Annotated in this window: 15 protein-coding genes and 2 tRNA genes; 8 read left to right on the top strand and 9 right to left on the bottom strand. The window is 55.8% G+C overall.

Annotated elements, in window-relative coordinates; genetic code table 11:
• Nucleotides 1-50: 50 nt before the first annotated feature.
• From MIH19_RS13115 to rluC, 3 genes are read right to left on the bottom strand one after another with little or no spacing between them, the layout of a single operon-like run.
• On the bottom strand, nt 51-1,076 hold the full coding sequence (locus MIH19_RS13115) for a S49 family peptidase (RefSeq protein ID WP_249005303.1): 1,026 nt from the start codon (nt 1,074-1,076) through the stop codon (nt 51-53).
• Between the two features lie 30 nt (nt 1,077-1,106).
• Entirely contained in the window at nt 1,107-1,754 is a 648-nt protein-coding gene (locus MIH19_RS13120) for an HAD-IA family hydrolase (RefSeq protein WP_249005304.1), read from the bottom strand.
• Complete coding sequence (rluC, locus tag MIH19_RS13125; RefSeq protein ID WP_249005305.1) at nt 1,751-2,746, bottom strand: 23S rRNA pseudouridine(955/2504/2580) synthase RluC; 996 nt, start codon at nt 2,744-2,746, stop codon at nt 1,751-1,753. Before rluC ends, MIH19_RS13120 begins: the two co-directional genes overlap by 4 nt.
• Nucleotides 2,747-3,358: 612 nt before the next feature.
• Between rluC and rne the strand changes: the two genes are divergently transcribed.
• Both rne and MIH19_RS13135 read left to right on the top strand, forming a co-directional pair.
• A complete protein-coding gene (gene rne, locus MIH19_RS13130; protein WP_249005306.1) occupies nt 3,359-6,592 on the top strand; it encodes a ribonuclease E in 3,234 nt (1,077 codons plus the stop codon).
• Between the two features lie 2 nt (nt 6,593-6,594).
• On the top strand, nt 6,595-7,137 hold the full coding sequence (locus MIH19_RS13135; RefSeq protein ID WP_249005307.1) for a YecA family protein: 543 nt from the start codon (nt 6,595-6,597) through the stop codon (nt 7,135-7,137).
• Nucleotides 7,138-7,197: 60 nt separating this feature from the next.
• Here MIH19_RS13135 and MIH19_RS13140 read toward each other — a convergent pair whose 3' ends face one another.
• On the bottom strand, nt 7,198-8,109 hold the full coding sequence (locus tag MIH19_RS13140; RefSeq protein ID WP_249005308.1) for a PHP domain-containing protein: 912 nt from the start codon (nt 8,107-8,109) through the stop codon (nt 7,198-7,200).
• A 118-nt stretch (nt 8,110-8,227) separates the two neighbouring features.
• Here MIH19_RS13140 and MIH19_RS13145 point away from each other — a divergent pair, with 118 nt between their 5' ends.
• From MIH19_RS13145 to MIH19_RS13155, 3 genes are all read left to right on the top strand, one after another.
• On the top strand, nt 8,228-8,527 hold the full coding sequence (locus MIH19_RS13145; RefSeq protein WP_249005309.1) for a YciI family protein: 300 nt from the start codon (nt 8,228-8,230) through the stop codon (nt 8,525-8,527).
• Between the two features lie 138 nt (nt 8,528-8,665).
• Nucleotides 8,666-9,337: a TIGR04211 family SH3 domain-containing protein gene (locus MIH19_RS13150; protein WP_249005310.1), complete on the top strand. Its 672-nt coding sequence runs from the start codon at nt 8,666-8,668 to the stop codon at nt 9,335-9,337.
• A 5-nt stretch (nt 9,338-9,342) separates the two neighbouring features.
• Nucleotides 9,343-9,633 (top strand): PilZ domain-containing protein, encoded by a 291-nt coding sequence (locus tag MIH19_RS13155; RefSeq protein ID WP_249005311.1) that lies wholly within the window; start codon nt 9,343-9,345, stop codon nt 9,631-9,633.
• A 105-nt stretch (nt 9,634-9,738) separates the two neighbouring features.
• On the opposite strand, the gene rraA is transcribed toward MIH19_RS13155, so the two are convergent.
• A complete protein-coding gene (rraA, locus tag MIH19_RS13160) occupies nt 9,739-10,263 on the bottom strand; it encodes a ribonuclease E activity regulator RraA (protein WP_249005312.1) in 525 nt (174 codons plus the stop codon).
• Between the two features lie 116 nt (nt 10,264-10,379).
• Nucleotides 10,380-12,752 carry a phosphoenolpyruvate synthase gene (gene ppsA, locus MIH19_RS13165; protein WP_249005313.1) on the bottom strand — a complete coding sequence of 791 codons (2,373 nt, stop codon included), beginning with the start codon at nt 12,750-12,752 and terminating at the stop codon, nt 10,380-10,382.
• 148 nt (nt 12,753-12,900) lie between these two features.
• Here ppsA and MIH19_RS13170 point away from each other — a divergent pair, with 148 nt between their 5' ends.
• On the top strand, nt 12,901-13,716 hold the full coding sequence (locus tag MIH19_RS13170; protein WP_249005314.1) for a pyruvate, water dikinase regulatory protein: 816 nt from the start codon (nt 12,901-12,903) through the stop codon (nt 13,714-13,716).
• A gap of 30 nt (nt 13,717-13,746) precedes the next feature.
• On the opposite strand, the gene MIH19_RS13175 is transcribed toward MIH19_RS13170, so the two are convergent.
• On the bottom strand, nt 13,747-16,671 hold the full coding sequence (locus MIH19_RS13175; protein WP_249005315.1) for an insulinase family protein: 2,925 nt from the start codon (nt 16,669-16,671) through the stop codon (nt 13,747-13,749).
• A 215-nt stretch (nt 16,672-16,886) separates the two neighbouring features.
• On the opposite strand from MIH19_RS13175, the gene MIH19_RS13180 reads away from it, so the two are divergent.
• Both MIH19_RS13180 and MIH19_RS13185 read left to right on the top strand, forming a co-directional pair.
• Complete coding sequence (locus MIH19_RS13180; RefSeq protein WP_249005316.1) at nt 16,887-17,507, top strand: hypothetical protein; 621 nt, start codon at nt 16,887-16,889, stop codon at nt 17,505-17,507.
• A complete protein-coding gene (locus tag MIH19_RS13185; RefSeq protein ID WP_249005317.1) occupies nt 17,504-18,355 on the top strand; it encodes a 6-carboxytetrahydropterin synthase in 852 nt (283 codons plus the stop codon). Before MIH19_RS13180 ends, MIH19_RS13185 begins: the two co-directional genes overlap by 4 nt.
• A gap of 117 nt (nt 18,356-18,472) precedes the next feature.
• Here the strand turns inward: MIH19_RS13185 and MIH19_RS13190 are convergent.
• Nucleotides 18,473-18,548 (bottom strand) — tRNA-Glu (locus MIH19_RS13190).
• An 11-nt stretch (nt 18,549-18,559) separates the two neighbouring features.
• Nucleotides 18,560-18,635, bottom strand: a tRNA-Ala gene (locus MIH19_RS13195).
• Nucleotides 18,636-18,738 lie beyond the last annotated feature (103 nt).

An 18,738-nucleotide genomic window follows, 5' to 3' on the forward strand; every position in this document is an offset into this window, starting at 1 on the left:
GCCAACGTATTAACGTAGCCTTTTAACTCAACTCTGGTTAACGCAGCTCTTTACCGCAATTCCAGGCGCTGCTCGCTGACGTATTGCGCCACACCATGGCCCACCGAAACGCCAAGCTGATCCACCAGATTCCGAAGCGGCGAGCGCGCGCTACTGTAATCAACCAGATTTTCATGGCCGACAATCTGCCGTGCCACATAGGAGGTACTGCCAAGGCCATCAATCAACCCAAGTTCCAGCGCCTGTTCGCCACTCCAGATCAGGCCGCTGAAGACTCTTGGGTCGTCTGCCAGGCGGTCACCCCGGCCTTGCTGCACGGCCGCAATAAACTGCCCGTGCGTGTTCTCCAGAACGCTTTGCCAGAACGCCACTTCTTCTGGTTTCTCGGCAGAGAACGGGTCTAGAAAACCCTTACTCTCGCCGGCGGTGTACAGCCTGCGCTCTACCCCCACTTTTTCCATCACTTCGGTAAAACCAAACCCGCCTGCTACCACACCAATGGAACCTACCAGACTGGCGCGATTGGCGTATATTTCATCGGCCGCAGACGCAATGTAGTACGCACCCGAGGCGCCAACGTCAGAAATCACCGCGTACACTTTCTTGTCGGGATATTCAGCCCGCAGACGCTTGATTTCATCGTACACGTAACCGGACTGCACCGGGCTGCCACCCGGGCTGTTGATGCGCAAAATCACCGCAGCGGCGTCGGGCTCTTCAAACGCCGTACGCAACGAATTGATAATATTATCGGCGCTGGCCAACTCATCGGCGGCAATGGGGCCATCGACGCCTACCACCGCGGTGTGCATGCCACCGGTCGCACTTTCGAGCCCCTGCCCCAGCGGAAACTTGAACAGCAACACAATCCCGAACAGATACGCAAACGTCAGAAACTTGAAAAAGATGCCCCAACGCCGGCTTCGGCGCTGCTCCACCTGCATCGACATGACCAGCTTTTCAATCAGCTTGCGGTCCTGGCGGCTCTGTTTTCCTTCGCTTGCGCCGGCTACTGCCGCTGGCTGATCATTCCAGCCTGGCTTGCCGTCATTTTTACCTGAATCCCATTCGCTCATTTCACATCCTCTATGGTGACTGCCTTATTCTTACAAACCCAAAACCTGACGCAATTCTGTGACCGTTTCAACAATGGCGTGAGGCGCATACTGGCCCAGCACGTCACGCTTGTGCACCCCCCACTCCACGCCGATGGATGGCATGCCAATGCGTTGCGCCATGTCCAGATCGTAGCGGGTATCGCCAATCATCACCGCCTGTTCAGGCTTGATACCGTAAAACTCCAAAATCCGCGCCAACATCGCCGGATCTGGTTTTGAGCGGGTTTCATCGGCGCACTGGGTGATCCCGAAATGCGGGCCCAAACCGCTGGAGCTAAGCGCGAAATCCAGCCCGCTCCGATTTTTACCGGTGGCTACGGCACAGTGACGCCCGGCGCCGCGCAAATCCGTCAGGGTATCGGCAATACCGGCAAACACATTTTGCGGGGTTGTCGTTTTTTTGAAAAAATACTCACGATAGCTCTCCCGCATACCAGCGATGCATGCAGCGCTAATGCCGGGGTATAACTTCTGCAGTGCCTCTTCAATGCCCAGCCCGATAATATCCCGGTAAGCCTCGCGCGGAAGCGCTGGGAAACCCAGGGCGGTCGAGGCCAGGTGCAGACTCTCGGCAATGTGCTCTACCGAATCCACCAAGGTACCGTCCCAATCGAAAATAACCACTTTTACGTTCATGAATTGCGTCCTGTGCGGGCTGCAAGTTTCTGTAAGGCCGCCGCGAAGGCGTTGTCATAAGGTGCTTCCAACTTCAGCGCAGGGCTTTGGCCGTCGCTGTCGGGCGGCAAGCTCAACTCCAACGCCCGTGCGTGCAGCATCAGGCGCGAGCCCCCCAATGCGCGGAACGCCTTCAGACTGGCATCGTCCATATATTTGTCGTCACCGGCAATAGGGTGGCCGGCAAAGGCGGCGTGCACGCGAATCTGATGAGTACGGCCGGTGACCGGTGACGCCTCCACCAGGCTGTAACCGTCGTAGCGCTCCAGACAGCGAAACAACGTCAGCGATTCTTTACCGGAACTGTCCACTTTTACCCTGCGTTCGCCGTTAGGCATCTCATAACGCAGCAACGGCTGAGCCACTTTGCCCATTCCTGCCGGCCAATCGCCAGATACAAGAGCGTGGTAATGCTTACGAATGTGCCTGTGCCGCAGTTCATCTTGCAGGTAACGCAGCGCCGAGCGTTTCTTCGCCACCATCACCAATCCCGAGGTATCCCGGTCAAGCCTGTGCACCAACTCCAGAAACCGCGCTTGTGGTCGCCCGGCCCGCAACACCTCAATCAGCCCGAAGCTCAAGCCGCTGCCGCCATGAACCGCAATACCGGACGGTTTATTCACCACCAGCAGCTGTTCGTTCTCAAACACGACAGCCGCCTCTATCACCGCCTGCACCCTATCGCCGGGCGCGGCCTGGGGCACCTTTTCTTTGCGCACCACCGGAGGAATGCGCACTTGATCGCCGGTTTTTACCCGGGTGTCAGGCTTTACGCGGCCCTTGTTAATTCGAACTTCACCTTTGCGAACAATGCGGTAGATGATACTTCTGGGGACACCCCGCAGCTGCGCCATCAGGAAATTGTCCAGACGCTGGCCGTCATTGTCTTCATCTACCGTTACCCACAACACAGCCGGGCGCGGGGTCTCCGGAGACGGATTTTTCTGCGACATGAAATTCCTTTAAAATGAAGCGGGCAGCGTTGCTTGGCCCGGGAAATACTGCTATATTCCGATGTGCTACGCCGTTTGTTTACGGCCTGACAGACTTCAGTCAGAAGCCGGAGCGGTTGCAGTATACCGACACTACTTGCGAGTTTGAATTGCAGTGGCTTGCAAGCTTGAAATGAAGCAGCTCTTAAGTTCGAAGTGCAACAGTAATGCCGGGCTCCTAATTGTTACAGCCTTGGCAACGAAAGACTCCCCGCACCCCGGCGCAGAACCAACATTGGCTGCCAACCGGCACGGGAGCCGAAACAAACCTTGCGGAACACCGCCGGGGACGACATAACGAAGATTCATTGCCACGCAAGGCCGGGCCGTCCAGTTTACGAACACGACGTAAGACCAAGCACTTGTGTGAACCTGAAAACGGATAACATGCGCCTACAGACAATCACCTGAACCGTTTTTTTCCTGCCCGCGGGCACCGGAATCATCGGCGGTGATCTTGAACCAACAGAGTTTCGCCCCGTAAGGGCTTGATTCGTCTGGCAGCCTCCACTTCGCTAATGCCTTTCTCGATGGTTTTCTGTTTAAATCAAACGACAGGAATTCATCCTTTCCATGAAAAGAATGCTTATAAATGCAACTCATCCCGAAGAGTTGCGCGTCGCCCTGGTTGACGGCCAGCGTCTGTTTGACCTCGATATCGAATCTAGCTCGCGCGAGCAAAAAAAGGCCAATATCTACAAGGGTAAAATTACCCGCGTAGAGCCCAGCCTGGAAGCCGCATTTGTGGATTTTGGTGCTGATCGTCACGGTTTCCTGCCGCTAAAAGAAATTTCCAAGGAATACTTCAAAAAATCTCCCGGCCAGATCGAAGGCAAGGTCAACATCAAAGATGTGATCGCCGAAGGCCAGGAAGTGATTGTTCAGGTAGACAAAGAAGAACGCGGCAACAAAGGCGCAGCGCTGACCACCTATATTTCGTTGGCCGGCCGCTACTTGGTGCTGATGCCCAACAACGCCCGTGCCGGTGGCATTTCTCGCCGCATTGAAGGCGAAGAGCGGGCCCAACTAAAAGAAGCCATGAACCAGGTTCAGGTACCCAAGTCTATGGGTATTATTGTTCGCACCGCGGGCATTGGCCGCAACAGCGAAGAACTGCAATGGGACCTCGACTACCTGGTTCAGTTCTGGGAAGCCATTACACAAGCTGCTGGCGAGCGTAAAGCACCCTTCCTGATCCATCAGGAAAGCAACGTGATTATCCGCGCCGTGCGCGATTACCTGCGCCAAGACATCGGCGAAGTGCTGATTGACGCCGCCGCCGTGCACGAAGACGTGCTGAATTTTGTGCGCGCCGTTATGCCTACCTTTGAAAACAAAATTAAACTGTACAGCGACGAAATCCCGCTGTTCAGCCGCTACCAAATCGAAGGCCAAATCGAAACCGCCTTCCAGCGCGAAGTAAAACTGCCGTCTGGCGGTTCTATCGTGATTGACCCGACCGAAGCGCTGGTGTCTATCGACATCAACTCTTCGCGGGCAACGAAAGGCCACGACATAGAAGAAACGGCGCTGCAAACCAACCTGGAGGCCGCTGAAGAAATCGGCCGCCAGCTACGTCTGCGGGATATGGGCGGCTTGATTGTTATCGACTTCATCGATATGACCCCGGCCCGTAACCAGCGCGAAGTAGAAAACAAAATGCGCGAAGCCCTGGAAATCGACCGCGCCCGCGTGCAGGTCGGCAAGATTTCCCGCTTTGGCTTGCTGGAAATGTCGCGTCAGCGTCTGCGTCCGTCACTGGGTGAAACCCGCAGCGAAGTCTGCCCGCGCTGTGAAGGCCAGGGCACCATTCGTGGTATCGAATCCCTTGCGCTCAGCATCATGCGCCTGATTTACGAAGAGTCTTCCAAAGACAAAACCGGCGAAGTACGTGCCGTTGTGCCAGTATCCGTGGCCACCTTCCTGCTGAACGAAAAGCGCAAGCAGCTGGCGACAATTGAAGCCAACCAGGAAGTGTCGATTGTTATCGTGCCGGTTCCGCAAATGGAAACCCCGCACTTTGAAATCATCCGCATGCGCGACGACGAAGCCGGCTCCGAACACGTAGCCAGCCATCAGGTGGCTCATGAATACATCGAGCGCGAAGAAGAAGTCGCTGACGTAACCGTGCAAGAAAAACCCGTACGCGAACAGGCCGCCGTAAAATCTGTGCGCCCCGCCTCGCCCGCGCCTGCGGCGACACCGGCAGCAGCACCCGCCAAAGTCGCAGCCGAGCAAGCCCGTGACGAAGGCATGTTCAGCCGTTTGGGCCGTAAAGTTGCGCGCTTCTTCAACGGTGAAGAAGAAAGCCAGTCTGTTGCTGACAGCAGCCGCAACGCCAAACCGGCAAGCAGCGAGGACCGCTCCAGGCAGCGCCCCACGTCAAACCGTAATGATCGCCAGGACCGCCGCAAGACCCGCGTCGCCCGTGACGACCAGCAAGACAGCCGAAGCAATGGTGAACGCAGTAGCAGTAGCAGCTCCAGCTCCAGCAATCGCAACGACGATAACCGCAGCCGCAGCAACCGCGGACGCGCTCGCAATGAAGGTCGCAGCGAAGAGAAAACCAACGCGGGCAGCCAGAACAGCAATGCTCAAAACAGCAGCGCCCAGAGCAGCAATTCGCAGAGCAGCAGCGCCCAGAGCAATAATGTACAGAACGGCAACGCCCAAAGCAGCGGCAACGACACGCGCCGCGATGGTCGCCGTGACAATCAGAATCGTAGCCGCTCCAATCGCGATTCAAATCGTGACACAAGCCGCGATGGCAATAAGCCAAACGCTGAACAGGCGGATCAGAAGCCGGCTATAGAGCAGAAATCTGCAGAACTTCGCAGCTCAAGCCCTAGCCCTAGCTATAACGACCAGAACGATGCGCAAAGCCCCGCAGTCGCAGGCAAAGCCGGTGGTGACGAAAAACGCCGCAGCAAGCCTCGCCGCAGCCGTGGCCGTGATGGCTCACCGGCGGAGAAACCGGTATCAAACCCGGCTGAGCGCAAGGCAGCTCGCAGTGAAATTCATCAGCAAGACACGCAGCCGGAAACCCGTGACGCCGAAGAACGCGCCAAAGCGAAGGCCAAGGCCGCTGAGAAGCCCGCAGATGCTCAGGTACAGCCTGCAGCCACTGCAAAGCCGGCCAAGCAAGCAGCGCCGCAGGTTGCACAAAACCCGGCCGATGCATCACCTGAAACAACCAACGAGCAGCCTGTTGCAGCCAAGGCAGTGGAAAAAGCGCCAGAGCCAGAGGTAAGCAAACCCGCTGCGCCTGCATCCGAAGCACCTGTTGAGACAGCCCCGGAAAGTGCAACTGTTTCTGCTGCCAAGACTGCACCTTCCCGGATAGATGCCTACAACGGCGGCACCCGAAAGGCTGCAAACAAGGTCGAAAATACCGAGGCACCAGAGATAGACCGCCCGGACACAGATAGCGCACCGGTCGAAGCTGTCGAGGCTGAAGCTCCCAAAGCTGAGACTCATACCGCCGAGGCCACGCCGACCGACGCAGAGGACGAGAGCGCAGATAGGCCAACCAAGCCAATCCGCAAGCGCACCCCTGCCCGCAAAGCCAAAGCGTCGAAAACAGAGACCGGAAGTGAGCAAGAGCCGCAGCCTGCAAACACTGGCGCCAGCGACGACAATGCAGCGGAAGCCGACGTTGCTGTAGAGCAGCCAGCAGCACAGGTAGCCGACGCAGCATCCGAAACCCCGGCAGCACCAGTAGCACCAGGCCGGGCTTATAACGACCCACGTGAAGTACGTAAGCGCCAGCGTGCAGCAGACGCTGCCCAAAATGGCGGGAGCGAGTAACTATGCTGAACGACGCTGACATTGAAGCCCTGGAAGAAATTCTGTTTGCAGAGCCCTGGGGTGAAGACGCAGTAGACTTCTTCGGCTTCCACGGTTTGGTGTGTGCCAGCGTTGTGGGACCGGTAGATTTCTCGGTAGACGAGTTGTTTCTGCTGGCCACAGGCGTTGACGCCCTTCCTGGCGGCAAGGTGCCAGACGTGTTCAGTCGCTGTGTGCAGCAACTGAGCGGTGCCATGGCCAACGCTCTGGATATGGGCCTGGCCTTGGAACTGCCCGAGCCCGAAGACGATGACCCCATGAACGCACTGGAAAACTGGTGCGCCGGATTCATCGAAACCTTTATGGAGCGGGAAGACGCCTGGATGGAAGCCGCCAGCGAAGAAGAAGTGGGCGATTTGATTCTGCCCATGCTCGCGCTGTCGGGCTTATTCGAAGATGAAGACTTCCAGAACGTGCGCGACAGCGAAACCCTGTCGACACAGATGGCAGAAGCGATTCCCGATTCGCTCACCGACCTGTACTTGCTGTTCCACGCGCCGGACTGATTCGGCGCGTTAAGCTATTGCGTTAGCGCGCCCACGCTTATAAAAAGCGGGGCAGCAGAATTAAAGCGCGATGGGTTGCTTGAAATGATGCCAGACGGGTGAAAGCCCCTCTGGCATTTTTTGTATCCGCCCTAACTCTGCCCAAGGCGCTTTCGGCGTATGAAAATCACTGCCTTGGGATGCCCACAAACCCTCGCTCTGGCATAGCTGCACCAGAAAGCTGATGTCTGAAGACGTCAGGCCCGGACTGCAAACCTCCATTCCCTGGCCACCGGCACGGCGAAAATCCGCCACCAGGGCCCGCAGTTTGGTCGCGCTCAAGTCGTACTTACGCGGGTGCGCCAGCACCGCTATACCGCCAGCGTCGTTTACCCAGCGCACCACTTCTTCCAGCTCCGGCCAATACGCCCTTACATCTCCCGGCTTGCCTGCGCCCAAGTGACGCTTGAAGGCCTGTGCGATATTCTTTACCACACCGGCGTCCACCAACGCCTGGGCAAAATGTGGGCGCCCTGGCACATCGCCACCGGCGTGTTTGGTCGCGTGTTCTAGCAGATTATCAACCTTCAACCTGGCCAGACGCTCTACAATCACGCCGGCACGGGCGTGGCGATTGGCATTCTGCCCCTGCAATCGCGCAAGAAACTGGGGATCATCTTCGGCAAAGTCCAGGCCCACAATATGAATGGTATGGCTTCTCCAGGCGCAAGACAGTTCAACGCCGGAAATCAGCTCAATATTGTAATCCTGAGCGGCAAGGCGCGCCGACCCTAAGCCGTTAAGGGTATCGTGATCGGTCAATGCCAGATGGCTAACGCCCTTCTCATGCGCCCGGGCCAGCAACTCAGCGGGGCTTAGAGCGCCGTCTGAGGCAGTACTATGGCAATGCAGGTCGATACACAACGGTGATTGTTGCGGTATAGTCGCGTCATGCTGCTGAGTTGGCTGTTGCTGCATAATGGTCACAAGCATTCCTGATTACGGGCAAGGGTAAAAAACGAAAAGCGACCCACTATAACAGCCATCACCGATACGACCGAGCTTAAACACCGAATCTAAACGCCGAACCTAAAACGAAGAGCGCCCCTTTATGTACTACGCTATTATCAGTGAAGACATCAATGACAGCCTGGCACTTCGCCAAAGCGCCCGCCCGGCTCACCTCGAGCGTTTGCAGGCACTGGCCAATGAAGGCCGCTTATTGGTCGCTGGCCCGCACCCGGCCATAGACACCAATGACCCAGGCGATGCCGGCTTCAGTGGCAGCTTGGTAATAGCCGAATTTGAATCACTTGAACAAGCGCAAAGCTGGGCAGACGCAGACCCTTACGTCAGCGCCGGGGTTTACCAGCAGGTAAAGGTCAAACCGTTCAAACGGGTATTGCCCTAGTGCTCTGCAATAAATGTCGGATAAACGTCACCATGAGCGTTTGGTAATGAATACGCGCTTGATCGACAAAGCCAGTGTGCCAAAATTACGTTCTTATCCATTTTTTGTTCAAACAGAAACTTTCAGGAACCCCGCCCAGTGACCCCTTTTCGTCTGCTTGTTGTCCTCGTTTTTGTGTTCTCGTCCATTGCCGCGGCCCAGGCCAGAACGGTGTGGGTAGACGACAAAATCTACCTGCCGGTGCGCTCTGGCGCAGGCAGCCAGTTCCGGATCATTGAGAACGCCGTTCCCAGTGGCACCGCAATGGAGCTGTTGGAATCCGACCAAAATGGCTACAGCAAAGTACGCACCACCAAAGGCACCGAGGGCTGGGTGTCCAGCCAGTATCTGAGCTCGACACCGATTGCCGCAACACAGCTTAAAAAGGCGCGTCAGGATCTGGAAACCGCACAGGCGGAAGTGCGCCAGATGCAGGACGTACTGGCAAACGTGACCGGTGAACGCGACAGCCTGCAAAATTCTGAAAGCAGCCTGGCTGACCGCTCGTCCGAACTTATGGCTGAACTCAAACGTATCAAGGATATCGCTGCCAACTCGATTAATCTTGAGCGCCGCAATGGCGAGTTGTTAGAAGAAAATCAGAAAATCCGTAATGAACTGGAAGTACTGACAGCTGAAAACGAACGCATGGAAGCCGGTAAAGAATCAGATTTCATGCTGCTCGGCGCCGGCTTGGTGTTAGGCGGTGTGTTGTTGGCACTGCTGATACCGATGCTAAAACCCACCCGTAAAAGCGACAACTGGGCCTGACTGCTATGAGGGAATATTCAGAAAAGCGTGATTTTCATCGAATGCAGGTGAACACGGATATTGAAATTATAGACAGTAACGGCAATACCTTTGCCGGCGTGTGCCGTGATCTAAGCGCTTCGGGAATGCAGATTCTGGTCGCTCAGAAAATGGCTGTAGGCTCTGAGCTGCGCACCACCCTGCACCCCACAAGCGACAAGTTTCCGCCATTGGAAACCCTGTGCGAGGTGCTGCGCTGCGAGCCCGAGGGTGATGGTTTTTTGTTAGGTGTGAACATTGCCGAGGTGACTGACTAGCAATACACGGAACCGATAGAGAGGGGACAGGCTTGAAGTCTGCCCCCCGTCAGAGAGCAAGATAGGGACAGATTTCAAATCTGTCCCTGATTCGTAGTCGGCCAATCAGACCAGCGCTTTTTCCGACACAATAATGCCGTTGTTATCAGCGTACACAAAATGCCCCGGGTGGAAGGTAACGCCACCAAAAGTCACGGCAATGTTCAGGTCGCCAACATCACGTTTTTCAGTTTTGCGCGGGTGGGTTCCCAGCGCTTGCACGCCGAGAGCGGTTTTGGCGATCACGTCGGCGTCACGGATACAGCCATAAATAATCAGCCCCGCCCAACCGTTACTGGCCGCTTTTTTCGCCAGCATATCCCCCAGCAGCGCGTTACGCTTTGACCCACCGCCGTCGACGACCATTACCCGGCCAAGGCCCGGTAAGCCTACCTGCTGCTTCACCACCGAGTTATCTTCAAAACACTTCACGGTAACAATCTCGCCGCCAAAGTTGTCGATGGCGCCAAAATTACGAAACCCCGGTTCAACAACTTGGACTTCTGGAAATTCGTCGCATAGGTCAGGGGTTACAACGGCTATCACGGTTTCGGTGGCCACGCGGCCAACGTCAGACACATTATCAGACATGATTTGTTCACTCCTTTTATCCGTGTGGGGCCGCGCCACCGTATCGTGGTAGAACCAGACACGCCGCCTGCATCGATTGCGGGTACAATGAATGCGATGAAGGCGGCGTCTAGTCATCAGTCTGGCTTCTGATCTGCTAGAAAGAACCAGGTATCCAACACCGAATCCGGGTTTAAAGACACGCTGTCGATGCCCTGCTCCATCAGCCACTTGGCCAAGTCTGGATGATCAGACGGGCCCTGCCCACAAATACCAATGTACTTACCGGCTTTCCGGCAGGCCTGAATGGCGCTCGACAAGAGCACTTTTACCGCGTCGTTACGCTCGTCAAACAGGTGGGCAATAATGCCGGAATCCCGGTCCAGGCCCAAAGTAAGCTGGGTAAGATCGTTAGAACCGATAGAAAAGCCGTCGAAGTGCTCCAGGAACTGGTCCGCCAGCAGCGCGTTACTGGGCAGTTCGCACATCATGATCACCCGCAGGCCATTCTCGCCCCGCTTCAGACCGTTCTCCGCCAGCAACTCCATAACCTGAGCCGCTTCGCCTACGGTGCGTACAAACGGAATCATCACCTCTACGTTGGTGAAGCCCATTTCGTTACGCACCCGCTTCATGGCACGGCATTCCAGCTCGAAACAGTCGCGGAAGGTTTCAGAGATATAGCGCGACGCACCGCGGAACCCCAACATCGGGTTTTCTTCATCCGGCTCGTAAAGCGCGCCGCCAATCAAGTTGGCGTACTCGTTAGACTTAAAGTCTGACATGCGCACAATCACTTTCTTGGGCGCAAACGCCCCTGCCAGGGTCGAAATACCCTCCACCAGCTTGTCAACGTAAAAATCCACCGGCGAGGCGTAACCGGAAATACGTTTGTCGACCGTCTGCTGAATATCCCGCGGCAGAGTGTCGTAGTTCAACAGCGCTTTGGGGTGAACACCAATCATCCGATTGATGATAAATTCCAGACGGGCCAGGCCAACGCCTTCGTTTGGCAGCGCCTGGAAATCAAAGGCGCGGTCCGGGTTGCCCACGTTCATCATAATCTTGAACGGAATATTGGGCATGGATTCTATGGTATTTTCACGCAGCTCAAAGTCCAGCGCACCTTCGTAAATAAACCCGGTGTCGCCTTCAGCGCATGAAACCGTCACTTCCTGACCGTTGTTCAGCAATTCGGTGGCATCGCCACAGCCAACCACCGCAGGAATACCCAGTTCACGGGCAATAATGGCCGCGTGGCAGGTACGGCCGCCACGGTCGGTAACGATGGCGGAGGCGCGCTTCATCACCGGTTCCCAATCCGGGTCGGTCATGTCGGTGACCAGTACATCGCCGTCTTGCACCTTGTCCATTTCATTGATGCTGGTGATGATTTTCACCGGGCCGGCACCAATCTTGTGGCCGATGCTGCGGCCTTCCACCAGCACCTTGCCGGTTTCTTTCAGCAGGTAGCGTTCCATCACGTTGGCAGAAGCGCGGCTTTTTACGGTTTCAGGGCGCGCTTGAACAATGTAAATACGGCCATCGTCGCCGTCTTTGGCCCATTCGATGTCCATCGGACGCTGGTAGTGATTTTCAATAATCATCGCCTGCTTGGCCAGCTCCTCCACTTCCGCATCGGTAATGCAGAAGCGGCCACGTTCGGCGGCATCCACCTTCACGGTTTCCACAAACTCACCCTCGGTCGGGTTTGTGTGATAAATCATTTTGATGGCTTTGCTGCCCAGGTTGCGGCGTAGCACCGCAGGGCGGCCAGCGGTCAGCGTGGACTTGTGCACGTAAAATTCGTCAGGGTTCACTGCGCCCTGCACCACGGTTTCGCCGAGCCCATAAGAGCCGGTGATAAACACCACACCGCGGAAACCGGATTCGGTGTCCAGAGTAAACATAACGCCGCTTGCGGCGGTCTCACTGCGCACCATTTTCTGGATGCCTGCCGACAGGGCAACCAGTTTGTGGTCGAAGCCATGGTGAACACGGTAGGAAATCGCGCGGTCGTTAAACAAAGAGGCAAACACGTCTTTCACCGACGTGCGAATATTATCCAGACCCACCACGTTCAGGAAGGTTTCCTGCTGGCCCGCAAAAGAGGCGTCTGGCAGGTCTTCCGCGGTGGCAGAGGAGCGCACCGCAACCGCCATTTTAGGGTTGCCGTTCTGTAGCTGTGCGTAGGCTTCAGCTAGTGCATTATCCAGCACTGCGGGGAAAGGCGTATCAATCACCCATCGGCGGATCTTCGCGCCAACGCGGGCCAGTTCGTTAACGTCGTTAACGTCCAGCGCGTCCAGGGTTTCATCAATTTTGTCTTTCAGGCCATCGGTCGCCAGAAACTCACGGTAAGCATGAGAGGTCGTCGCGAAACCGCCCGGCACAGTCACGCCCGCATTGGCGAGATTACTGATCATTTCACCGAGGGAAGCGTTCTTACCGCCTACCCGGTCCACATCAGACATTCCCAAGTGTTCAAACCAAATGATGTAATCGTGCAAAATGCATCTCCCTTGAGTCGGTTTTGCGGAGTGTCGAATGTGGGGTGTCGAATTTGGAGCGTTCAATGTGGTGCGTTTAATTTGGTGCGTTGAATTTGGAATGTATAATACTGGAAATTGTGGCAATTACCTAGGGAACCGCTCCAACATGAAACGCACCGCATTCTTTCTGTCAGACGGAACAGGCCTGACTGCCGAAGGGCTAGGACACGCGCTGCTGGCTCAGTTCGAGAAAATCGACTTTGAACGCATCACCGTTCCTTACATTGATGACGAGAACAAAGCCCACCACATTGTGGAACGCATCAACCTTGCTGCTGAAAACGACGATGCCCGTCCACTGGTATTCGACACCATTGTAAACAGCGATATCCGCCGAATTGTGTCTACCGCAAACGGCTTTATGGTGGATATATTCGGAACGTTTTTAAACCCGCTGGAACAGGAACTGCAGTCTGCATCTTCCTACACCGTGGGCAAATCACACTCCATTGTGAACGGCGACAATTACGAACGCCGTATAAACGCGGTGAACTTTGCACTGGATAACGACGACGGCGCGCGCATTCGCCATTACGACGAAGCCGACCTGATTCTGGTGGGCGCATCCCGCAGCGGCAAAACACCCACCTGTTTGTATCTGGCCCTGCAATACGGTGTAAAAGCGGCTAACTACCCAATCACCGAAGAGGACCTGACAGACCAGCAGCTACCAAAGGCATTGCGGCCCCACAAACAGAAAGTGTTCGGCCTAACCATCGAGCCGGAACGGCTGGCCACCATTCGCAACGAACGCAAACCAAACTCCCGCTACGCGTCCATCAACCAATGCATGCATGAAATCGAAGAAATAGAGCTGATATACCGCCGTGAGCGCGTACCATTTTTGAACACCACGGCTTACTCGGTGGAAGAAATATCGACCCGCATTATGGTATCGACCGGGCTCAAACGAAATCGCTGAGCCCGGGTTGCTTGTTTGCTAAAACTCGCCTTACAGCTCCTGAATAGCCAGGCCCAACTGCTCTACCAGCGCGCGATTGTCGGCGCTGGTGACCACCGCAATGCTGGCTTTTTCTGGCGCCAGCCAATCTGCAGCCACCCGTTTCAGGTCGTCAATCGTGGTCGCAAGAACCCGCTCGCGGAAACGCCCGCGCTGCTCGGCGCTGCGGCCAAACAATGCACTGTGAAACGCATGGCGCGCTGCGCCGGCCGGCGAGTGGGGTTTGTCTAGCTGGCCGATCACGCCCAGAATAGACTCTTCCAAATCTTGATAGCTGTGATCGGTTTCCACCAACCACTCCAGAGCCTTGTCAAAATCCGCCAGGGTATCGGCCAGGCGCGGGTCGCGGTAAGAGAAGAACTTGAACGTGCCGTTCACGCTGTCCTGCGCTGCACCGCCGCCATAAGCACCGCCTTTCTCGCGGATGGCACGGTGCAAATAACCGTTACGCAAGAATCCGCCCAGCACCGTCAACGCGGCCGCATCCGGGTGATCAACCGCCACCGTGGGATAGGCCTTGGCGCAGAAGTTCACCTGGGTTGAAGTCAGCCAGGCTTCATGAGTGGTGTAATTCACCGGCTCCATGCGCCACGCGCTGTCTGGCGCAGACTCCGCGTTTTGCCACAGGCCTTTCACATCGTCCAGCATCGGCTGCAGTTGCTCGTCTTCACCAATCAACAGGAACTGGCGGCTTTGCTTGCCAACCTTCTGATGCAAATCCGCCAGCTTTTGGCAGAACGCCTTCAGCTCGGACGGCTCTTTCAGGGATTTATCCAATGATTTGGTGCGGCGAATGGCTTCCAGCCCGCCCAGGCGAAAACTCAACCAGGCGCCCGGGCTCATGCCCTGAGCCGCGGCGCTCATGGCCAACGCATGGCCACTGCCAGTAACGGCTTGTTCTCGACGGGCGCGAATCTGGGCGATAATTTCCGCAATGCGGCCGGTTTCATCAAAACGGGCGTTGCTGTAAACGTCTTTCAGCAAACGCGCCAGTGCGTCACTGTTGCGCGCCAGAGCCTTGCCGCTGAACACCAGGTAGCCGGACATATCCTGCACGTTGTCAATCTTGCCCTTGCTGACAAAGCTGGCCGAAATGCCACCGGTCTCTGCGGAGATGCGGTCTTGCATCTGCAGGTAATCCAACTCACCACAGCCCACTTCTGAAATCAGCGCAGTGTAATAAGGCATCAGCGCCAGCTCTTCTTCATCCAACGACGGCAGTGGCAATACCACCTGCTGATACACCAGTCCGTTGGTACCACGGGCATAGACCGTGGCCGACAGATCGCCATCAAAACGACCTTCGGGCTCTGGCATCTGCAGGGGCACATCGGTCAGATCCACCTTTGGCAGAATTGAGTCGTCGTCTTTGCGGGTTTGACGATCTTCCAAAGCTTGGGCGCGCTCAACGATCTGTGCTGTTTCTTCGTCGCTCAGCTTGGCCTTGCGCTGCGCCAGGGCCGCACGAATAGACTCGGTACGCAGGCCTTCCAGCTTGTCATCCGGGCGCAGGGTCAAGGTTACCCGGTGCGGGTTGTCCAGCAACTTGCGACGAATCAGGTTCGGCACAAACTGTGGGTCCTGAATTTTCTCCCGCAGACGAGCCAGAACGGGCTCCAGATCCAGCAGATCCACCGGGTCACCGCCGTGCACCATTGGCGAAATGGCGGACATAATCAGCTGCAAACCGTAAGGGAAGCCGTCACCGGAAATTTCGCGCTGGTGCAATTCCAACTGGTGCAAAATCGCTTCCAACCGTTCACTGCTAACGCCGTCTTCAACAACCTTCTTCAGGGTATCTTCAATCAGCTGTTCAAGCGCTTGTTGCTGCGCAGGCTCGCTGCCTTCGATACCGCACACGAAGGTCATTTCACGATTGGAATCTTCCAGCCCGCACAAAGGCGAAGGCGCCTGGCCCAGCTCGGTGGTTTCCAAAGCACGCATCAGCGGTGACGCGCTGTTATCCAGTAGCACCGAAGACAACAACTGGCCTTCCAGGTTTTCTTCCAAGTCAAAACTGTGACCTAACAGCCAGCCCATAACAATGTGGGTTTTGGCTTCCGTTGGTTCGCCTTCGTTAACGGCGTAAGCCTGCTCTACCCGCAGCGGCGCAAACATGCGTTTTTCATCATAAACCGGCAGTTTTACATCCAGCTTGTCAAAACGCTTGAGCACCAGCTCTTCGAAGCGCTCCTGGTGTTCAACGGCAGGAATATTGCCGTAGGTCGCAAAAATCGCGTTGCTGGGGTGGTAATGATGCTTGTAGAACGCCAACAGGTCGTCATAGGACAAATCGGTAATGTGATCCGGCTCGCCACCGCTGTTGTAATGGTAGGTGGTGGTGGGAAACAGATGGCTAGACAGGTTCTGCCACAGCTGAGACGTGGCCGAACTCATAGCGCCCTTCATCTCGTTGTAAACCACACCGCGGTAGACCAAATCGCTGGTCGGATCTTCCGGCTTGTCGAACTCCAGGCGATGGCCTTCCTGGGCAAAATCCAGTTTATCCAGCTTGGAGAAAAACACCGAATCCAGATACACATCCAGCAAGTTGTCAAAATCTTTGCGGTTCATGCTGGCGAACGGATAGGCTGTCCAGTCGCTGCTGGTGAACGCATTCATAAAGGTATTCAGCGAACGACGAATCATCATAAAAAACGGATCGCGCACCGGATAACGCTCGCTGCCGCACAGTGCTGTGTGCTCCAGAATGTGAGCCACGCCGGATGAATCCATCGGAAACGTACGCAAGGCCACAAAGAACACGTTTTCGTCATTATCTGCAGCCATGTGCAAATGGCGCGCGCCCGTCTTTATATGGCGATATTCTTCGACATCCAGATTCAGGGTGCCGATGTGGTGGGAACGGATTTTTTCAAACGCCGGGTGCATTGCGTTGTCAGATGTTGCAGCCATTCAAACTGTCCTGTTGTTGACTCTATAGTTGACTCGAGAGACCAATCGAGAGATGAACCAATTATGGGTTGCGCGGTAAAATCGTTACACGCTGGCACTGTTGCAAGGTGGTACGTTATAAACAGATACGATGTAAGAAGCGCAAAGGTACAGCGTAACACGGGTTATCCGTTATCATGCAGCACACCCGGTGCAACAAGGTTATTGCTATCACTATGAGCCCAATAGAAAATACCCTCGGCAACCCCGCAGACTCACAAGCACCAAAACCGTCCCCGGCATTAAGCACCAGCCAGGCGCCTGGCGACCCGGTTCCGGCCCGTGAAGTCGCCGCTTACTGGGATGAACGCAGGCGCTACCTGAAAAGCATCCGCAAAACACCGGCTGTGCGCCATCACTACTGGCGAGCCATGGCGGTTTATCTGTTGCGGCGGGTATTGTGGTCATTCGGATTTTTCCCGGTGTTTTTCGCCTTCTGGATTCCGCTGGTGCTGGCCCAATTTAATCCGGTTGTACTGGCCAATGATATGATTGCGCTACTGCAGGACTTCACCGGCAGCAATCCGGAACTTCAGGCCAACACCCTCAGTACCTTGGTGATTGCCTGGGCGTCTATCGGCGGCTTCTTTTTGATCTTTGATTTTGTACTGTCGCCGTTCCGCTCGCCCTATGAATACGAAGCCGACGTCTACATGCGCGCCTGGGAGCATCAGTACAGCACAACCGACGCGTCGCTCAGCACGTCGCGCACCACATCACCAAACACACTTTCCAGTAGCACGACATCTAATAGCATATTATCTAAAACACCCTCCAACACTGCGGAAGCTTCATGAATCACCTGTTTGTAGACAACCTCACCGTCATCGACTTCGCCTACCTGGACGCAACCCGCGGCTTAGTGGGTGAAAGCTGGATTGCCGACATTGTTCTGGGCGGCGAATTGGACGAACAGGGCATGGTGTTTGATTTTTCACACGTTAAGCGGGTCATCAAACAGGTGATCGACGCCCAGGTAGACCACCGATTGGTAGTACCAAAAGGCCACCCGGGGTTGTTGCGAAATAACCAAACACCCCAACACTTTGTATGGCTGCTCACCAACGGTGAACAGATCGCCCACACCGGCCCGGATGAAGCCGTGCTTTGGCTGGCCGGTGATACCGTCACCAAAGCGGCTGTTGCCACCCTGCTGGAACACGAACTGAAAGCCGTACTGCCCAACAACGTGATATCCGTAGACGTACACCTGCGCGAAGAAGTGCTTGAAGGGCCTTACTACCATTACGTGCACGGCCTGAAAAAGCACCTGGGCAACTGCCAGCGCATCGCCCACGGCCATCGCTCGCCCATTTGCATCCATCGCAACGAACAGCGAGACACAGCTCTGGAAGCGCTCTGGGCCAAACTCTGGAAAGACATCTACGTGGGCAGCGAAGAAGACGTCAGCCGCCGCTTTGTAGACGACCATGGCACCGAATACACCCACTTCGAATACGAAGCCAACCAGGGCGAATTCGCCCTGACCCTACCCGCCAGCCGCGTATACATGATGGACACAGACACCACGGTGGAACTAATTGCCGGGCACATCGCCGATCAGCTGAAGCAGGAGTTTCCTGATGACTCCATTCGGGTGAAGGCTTTTGAGGGTGTGGGAAAAGGAGCCATGGCGTCGCGATGAGCCAGACGGGGACGGATTTGAAATCCGCCCCCTTGACCTTACATTACAGGCACAAAAAAACCACCCGAAGGTGGTTTTTTTGATGGCTTGCCGGTGGACTAAACCTGCAAGCCGTATTGGCGTCCCCTAGGGGGTTCGAACCCCTGTTGCCGCCGTGAAAGGGCGGAGTCCTAGGCCGCTAGACGAAGGGGACTAGAAAAAAATTGGTGGAGCCAGACGGGATCGAACCGTCGACCTCAACACTGCCAGTGTTGCGCTCTCCCAGCTGAGCTATGGCCCCCAACGGATGCGTATATTAAGGATCGACCCCTGGGCCGTCAACCCTTTTCTGCCTCTTTTTCCAAGTTCGCCGAAAACCACCGGTATCCCTGCCTTTAGCGCTT

It is taken from the genome of Marinobacter sp. M1C, assembly GCF_023314135.1.
Lineage (GTDB): Bacteria > Pseudomonadota > Gammaproteobacteria > Pseudomonadales > Oleiphilaceae > Marinobacter.

Excerpts from the sequence above, each read along its gene's own strand:
- MIH19_RS13135 (WP_249005307.1), top strand. The coding sequence starts at position 6,595 with ATGCTGAACGACGCTGACATTGAAGCCCTGGAAGAAATTCTGTTTGCA.
- MIH19_RS13175 (WP_249005315.1), bottom strand. The coding sequence starts at position 16,671 with ATGGCTGCAACATCTGACAACGCAATGCACCCGGCGTTTGAAAAAATC.
- MIH19_RS13155 (WP_249005311.1), top strand. The coding sequence starts at position 9,343 with ATGAGGGAATATTCAGAAAAGCGTGATTTTCATCGAATGCAGGTGAAC.
- MIH19_RS13140 (WP_249005308.1), bottom strand. The coding sequence starts at position 8,109 with ATGCTTGTGACCATTATGCAGCAACAGCCAACTCAGCAGCATGACGCG.
- MIH19_RS13145 (WP_249005309.1), top strand. The coding sequence starts at position 8,228 with ATGTACTACGCTATTATCAGTGAAGACATCAATGACAGCCTGGCACTT.
- MIH19_RS13115 (WP_249005303.1), bottom strand. The coding sequence starts at position 1,076 with ATGAGCGAATGGGATTCAGGTAAAAATGACGGCAAGCCAGGCTGGAAT.
- rne (WP_249005306.1), top strand. The coding sequence starts at position 3,359 with ATGAAAAGAATGCTTATAAATGCAACTCATCCCGAAGAGTTGCGCGTC.
- MIH19_RS13180 (WP_249005316.1), top strand. The coding sequence starts at position 16,887 with ATGAGCCCAATAGAAAATACCCTCGGCAACCCCGCAGACTCACAAGCA.
- MIH19_RS13185 (WP_249005317.1), top strand. The coding sequence starts at position 17,504 with ATGAATCACCTGTTTGTAGACAACCTCACCGTCATCGACTTCGCCTAC.
- MIH19_RS13170 (WP_249005314.1), top strand. The coding sequence starts at position 12,901 with ATGAAACGCACCGCATTCTTTCTGTCAGACGGAACAGGCCTGACTGCC.
- rraA (WP_249005312.1), bottom strand. The coding sequence starts at position 10,263 with ATGTCTGATAATGTGTCTGACGTTGGCCGCGTGGCCACCGAAACCGTG.
- MIH19_RS13120 (WP_249005304.1), bottom strand. The coding sequence starts at position 1,754 with ATGAACGTAAAAGTGGTTATTTTCGATTGGGACGGTACCTTGGTGGAT.
- rluC (WP_249005305.1), bottom strand. The coding sequence starts at position 2,746 with ATGTCGCAGAAAAATCCGTCTCCGGAGACCCCGCGCCCGGCTGTGTTG.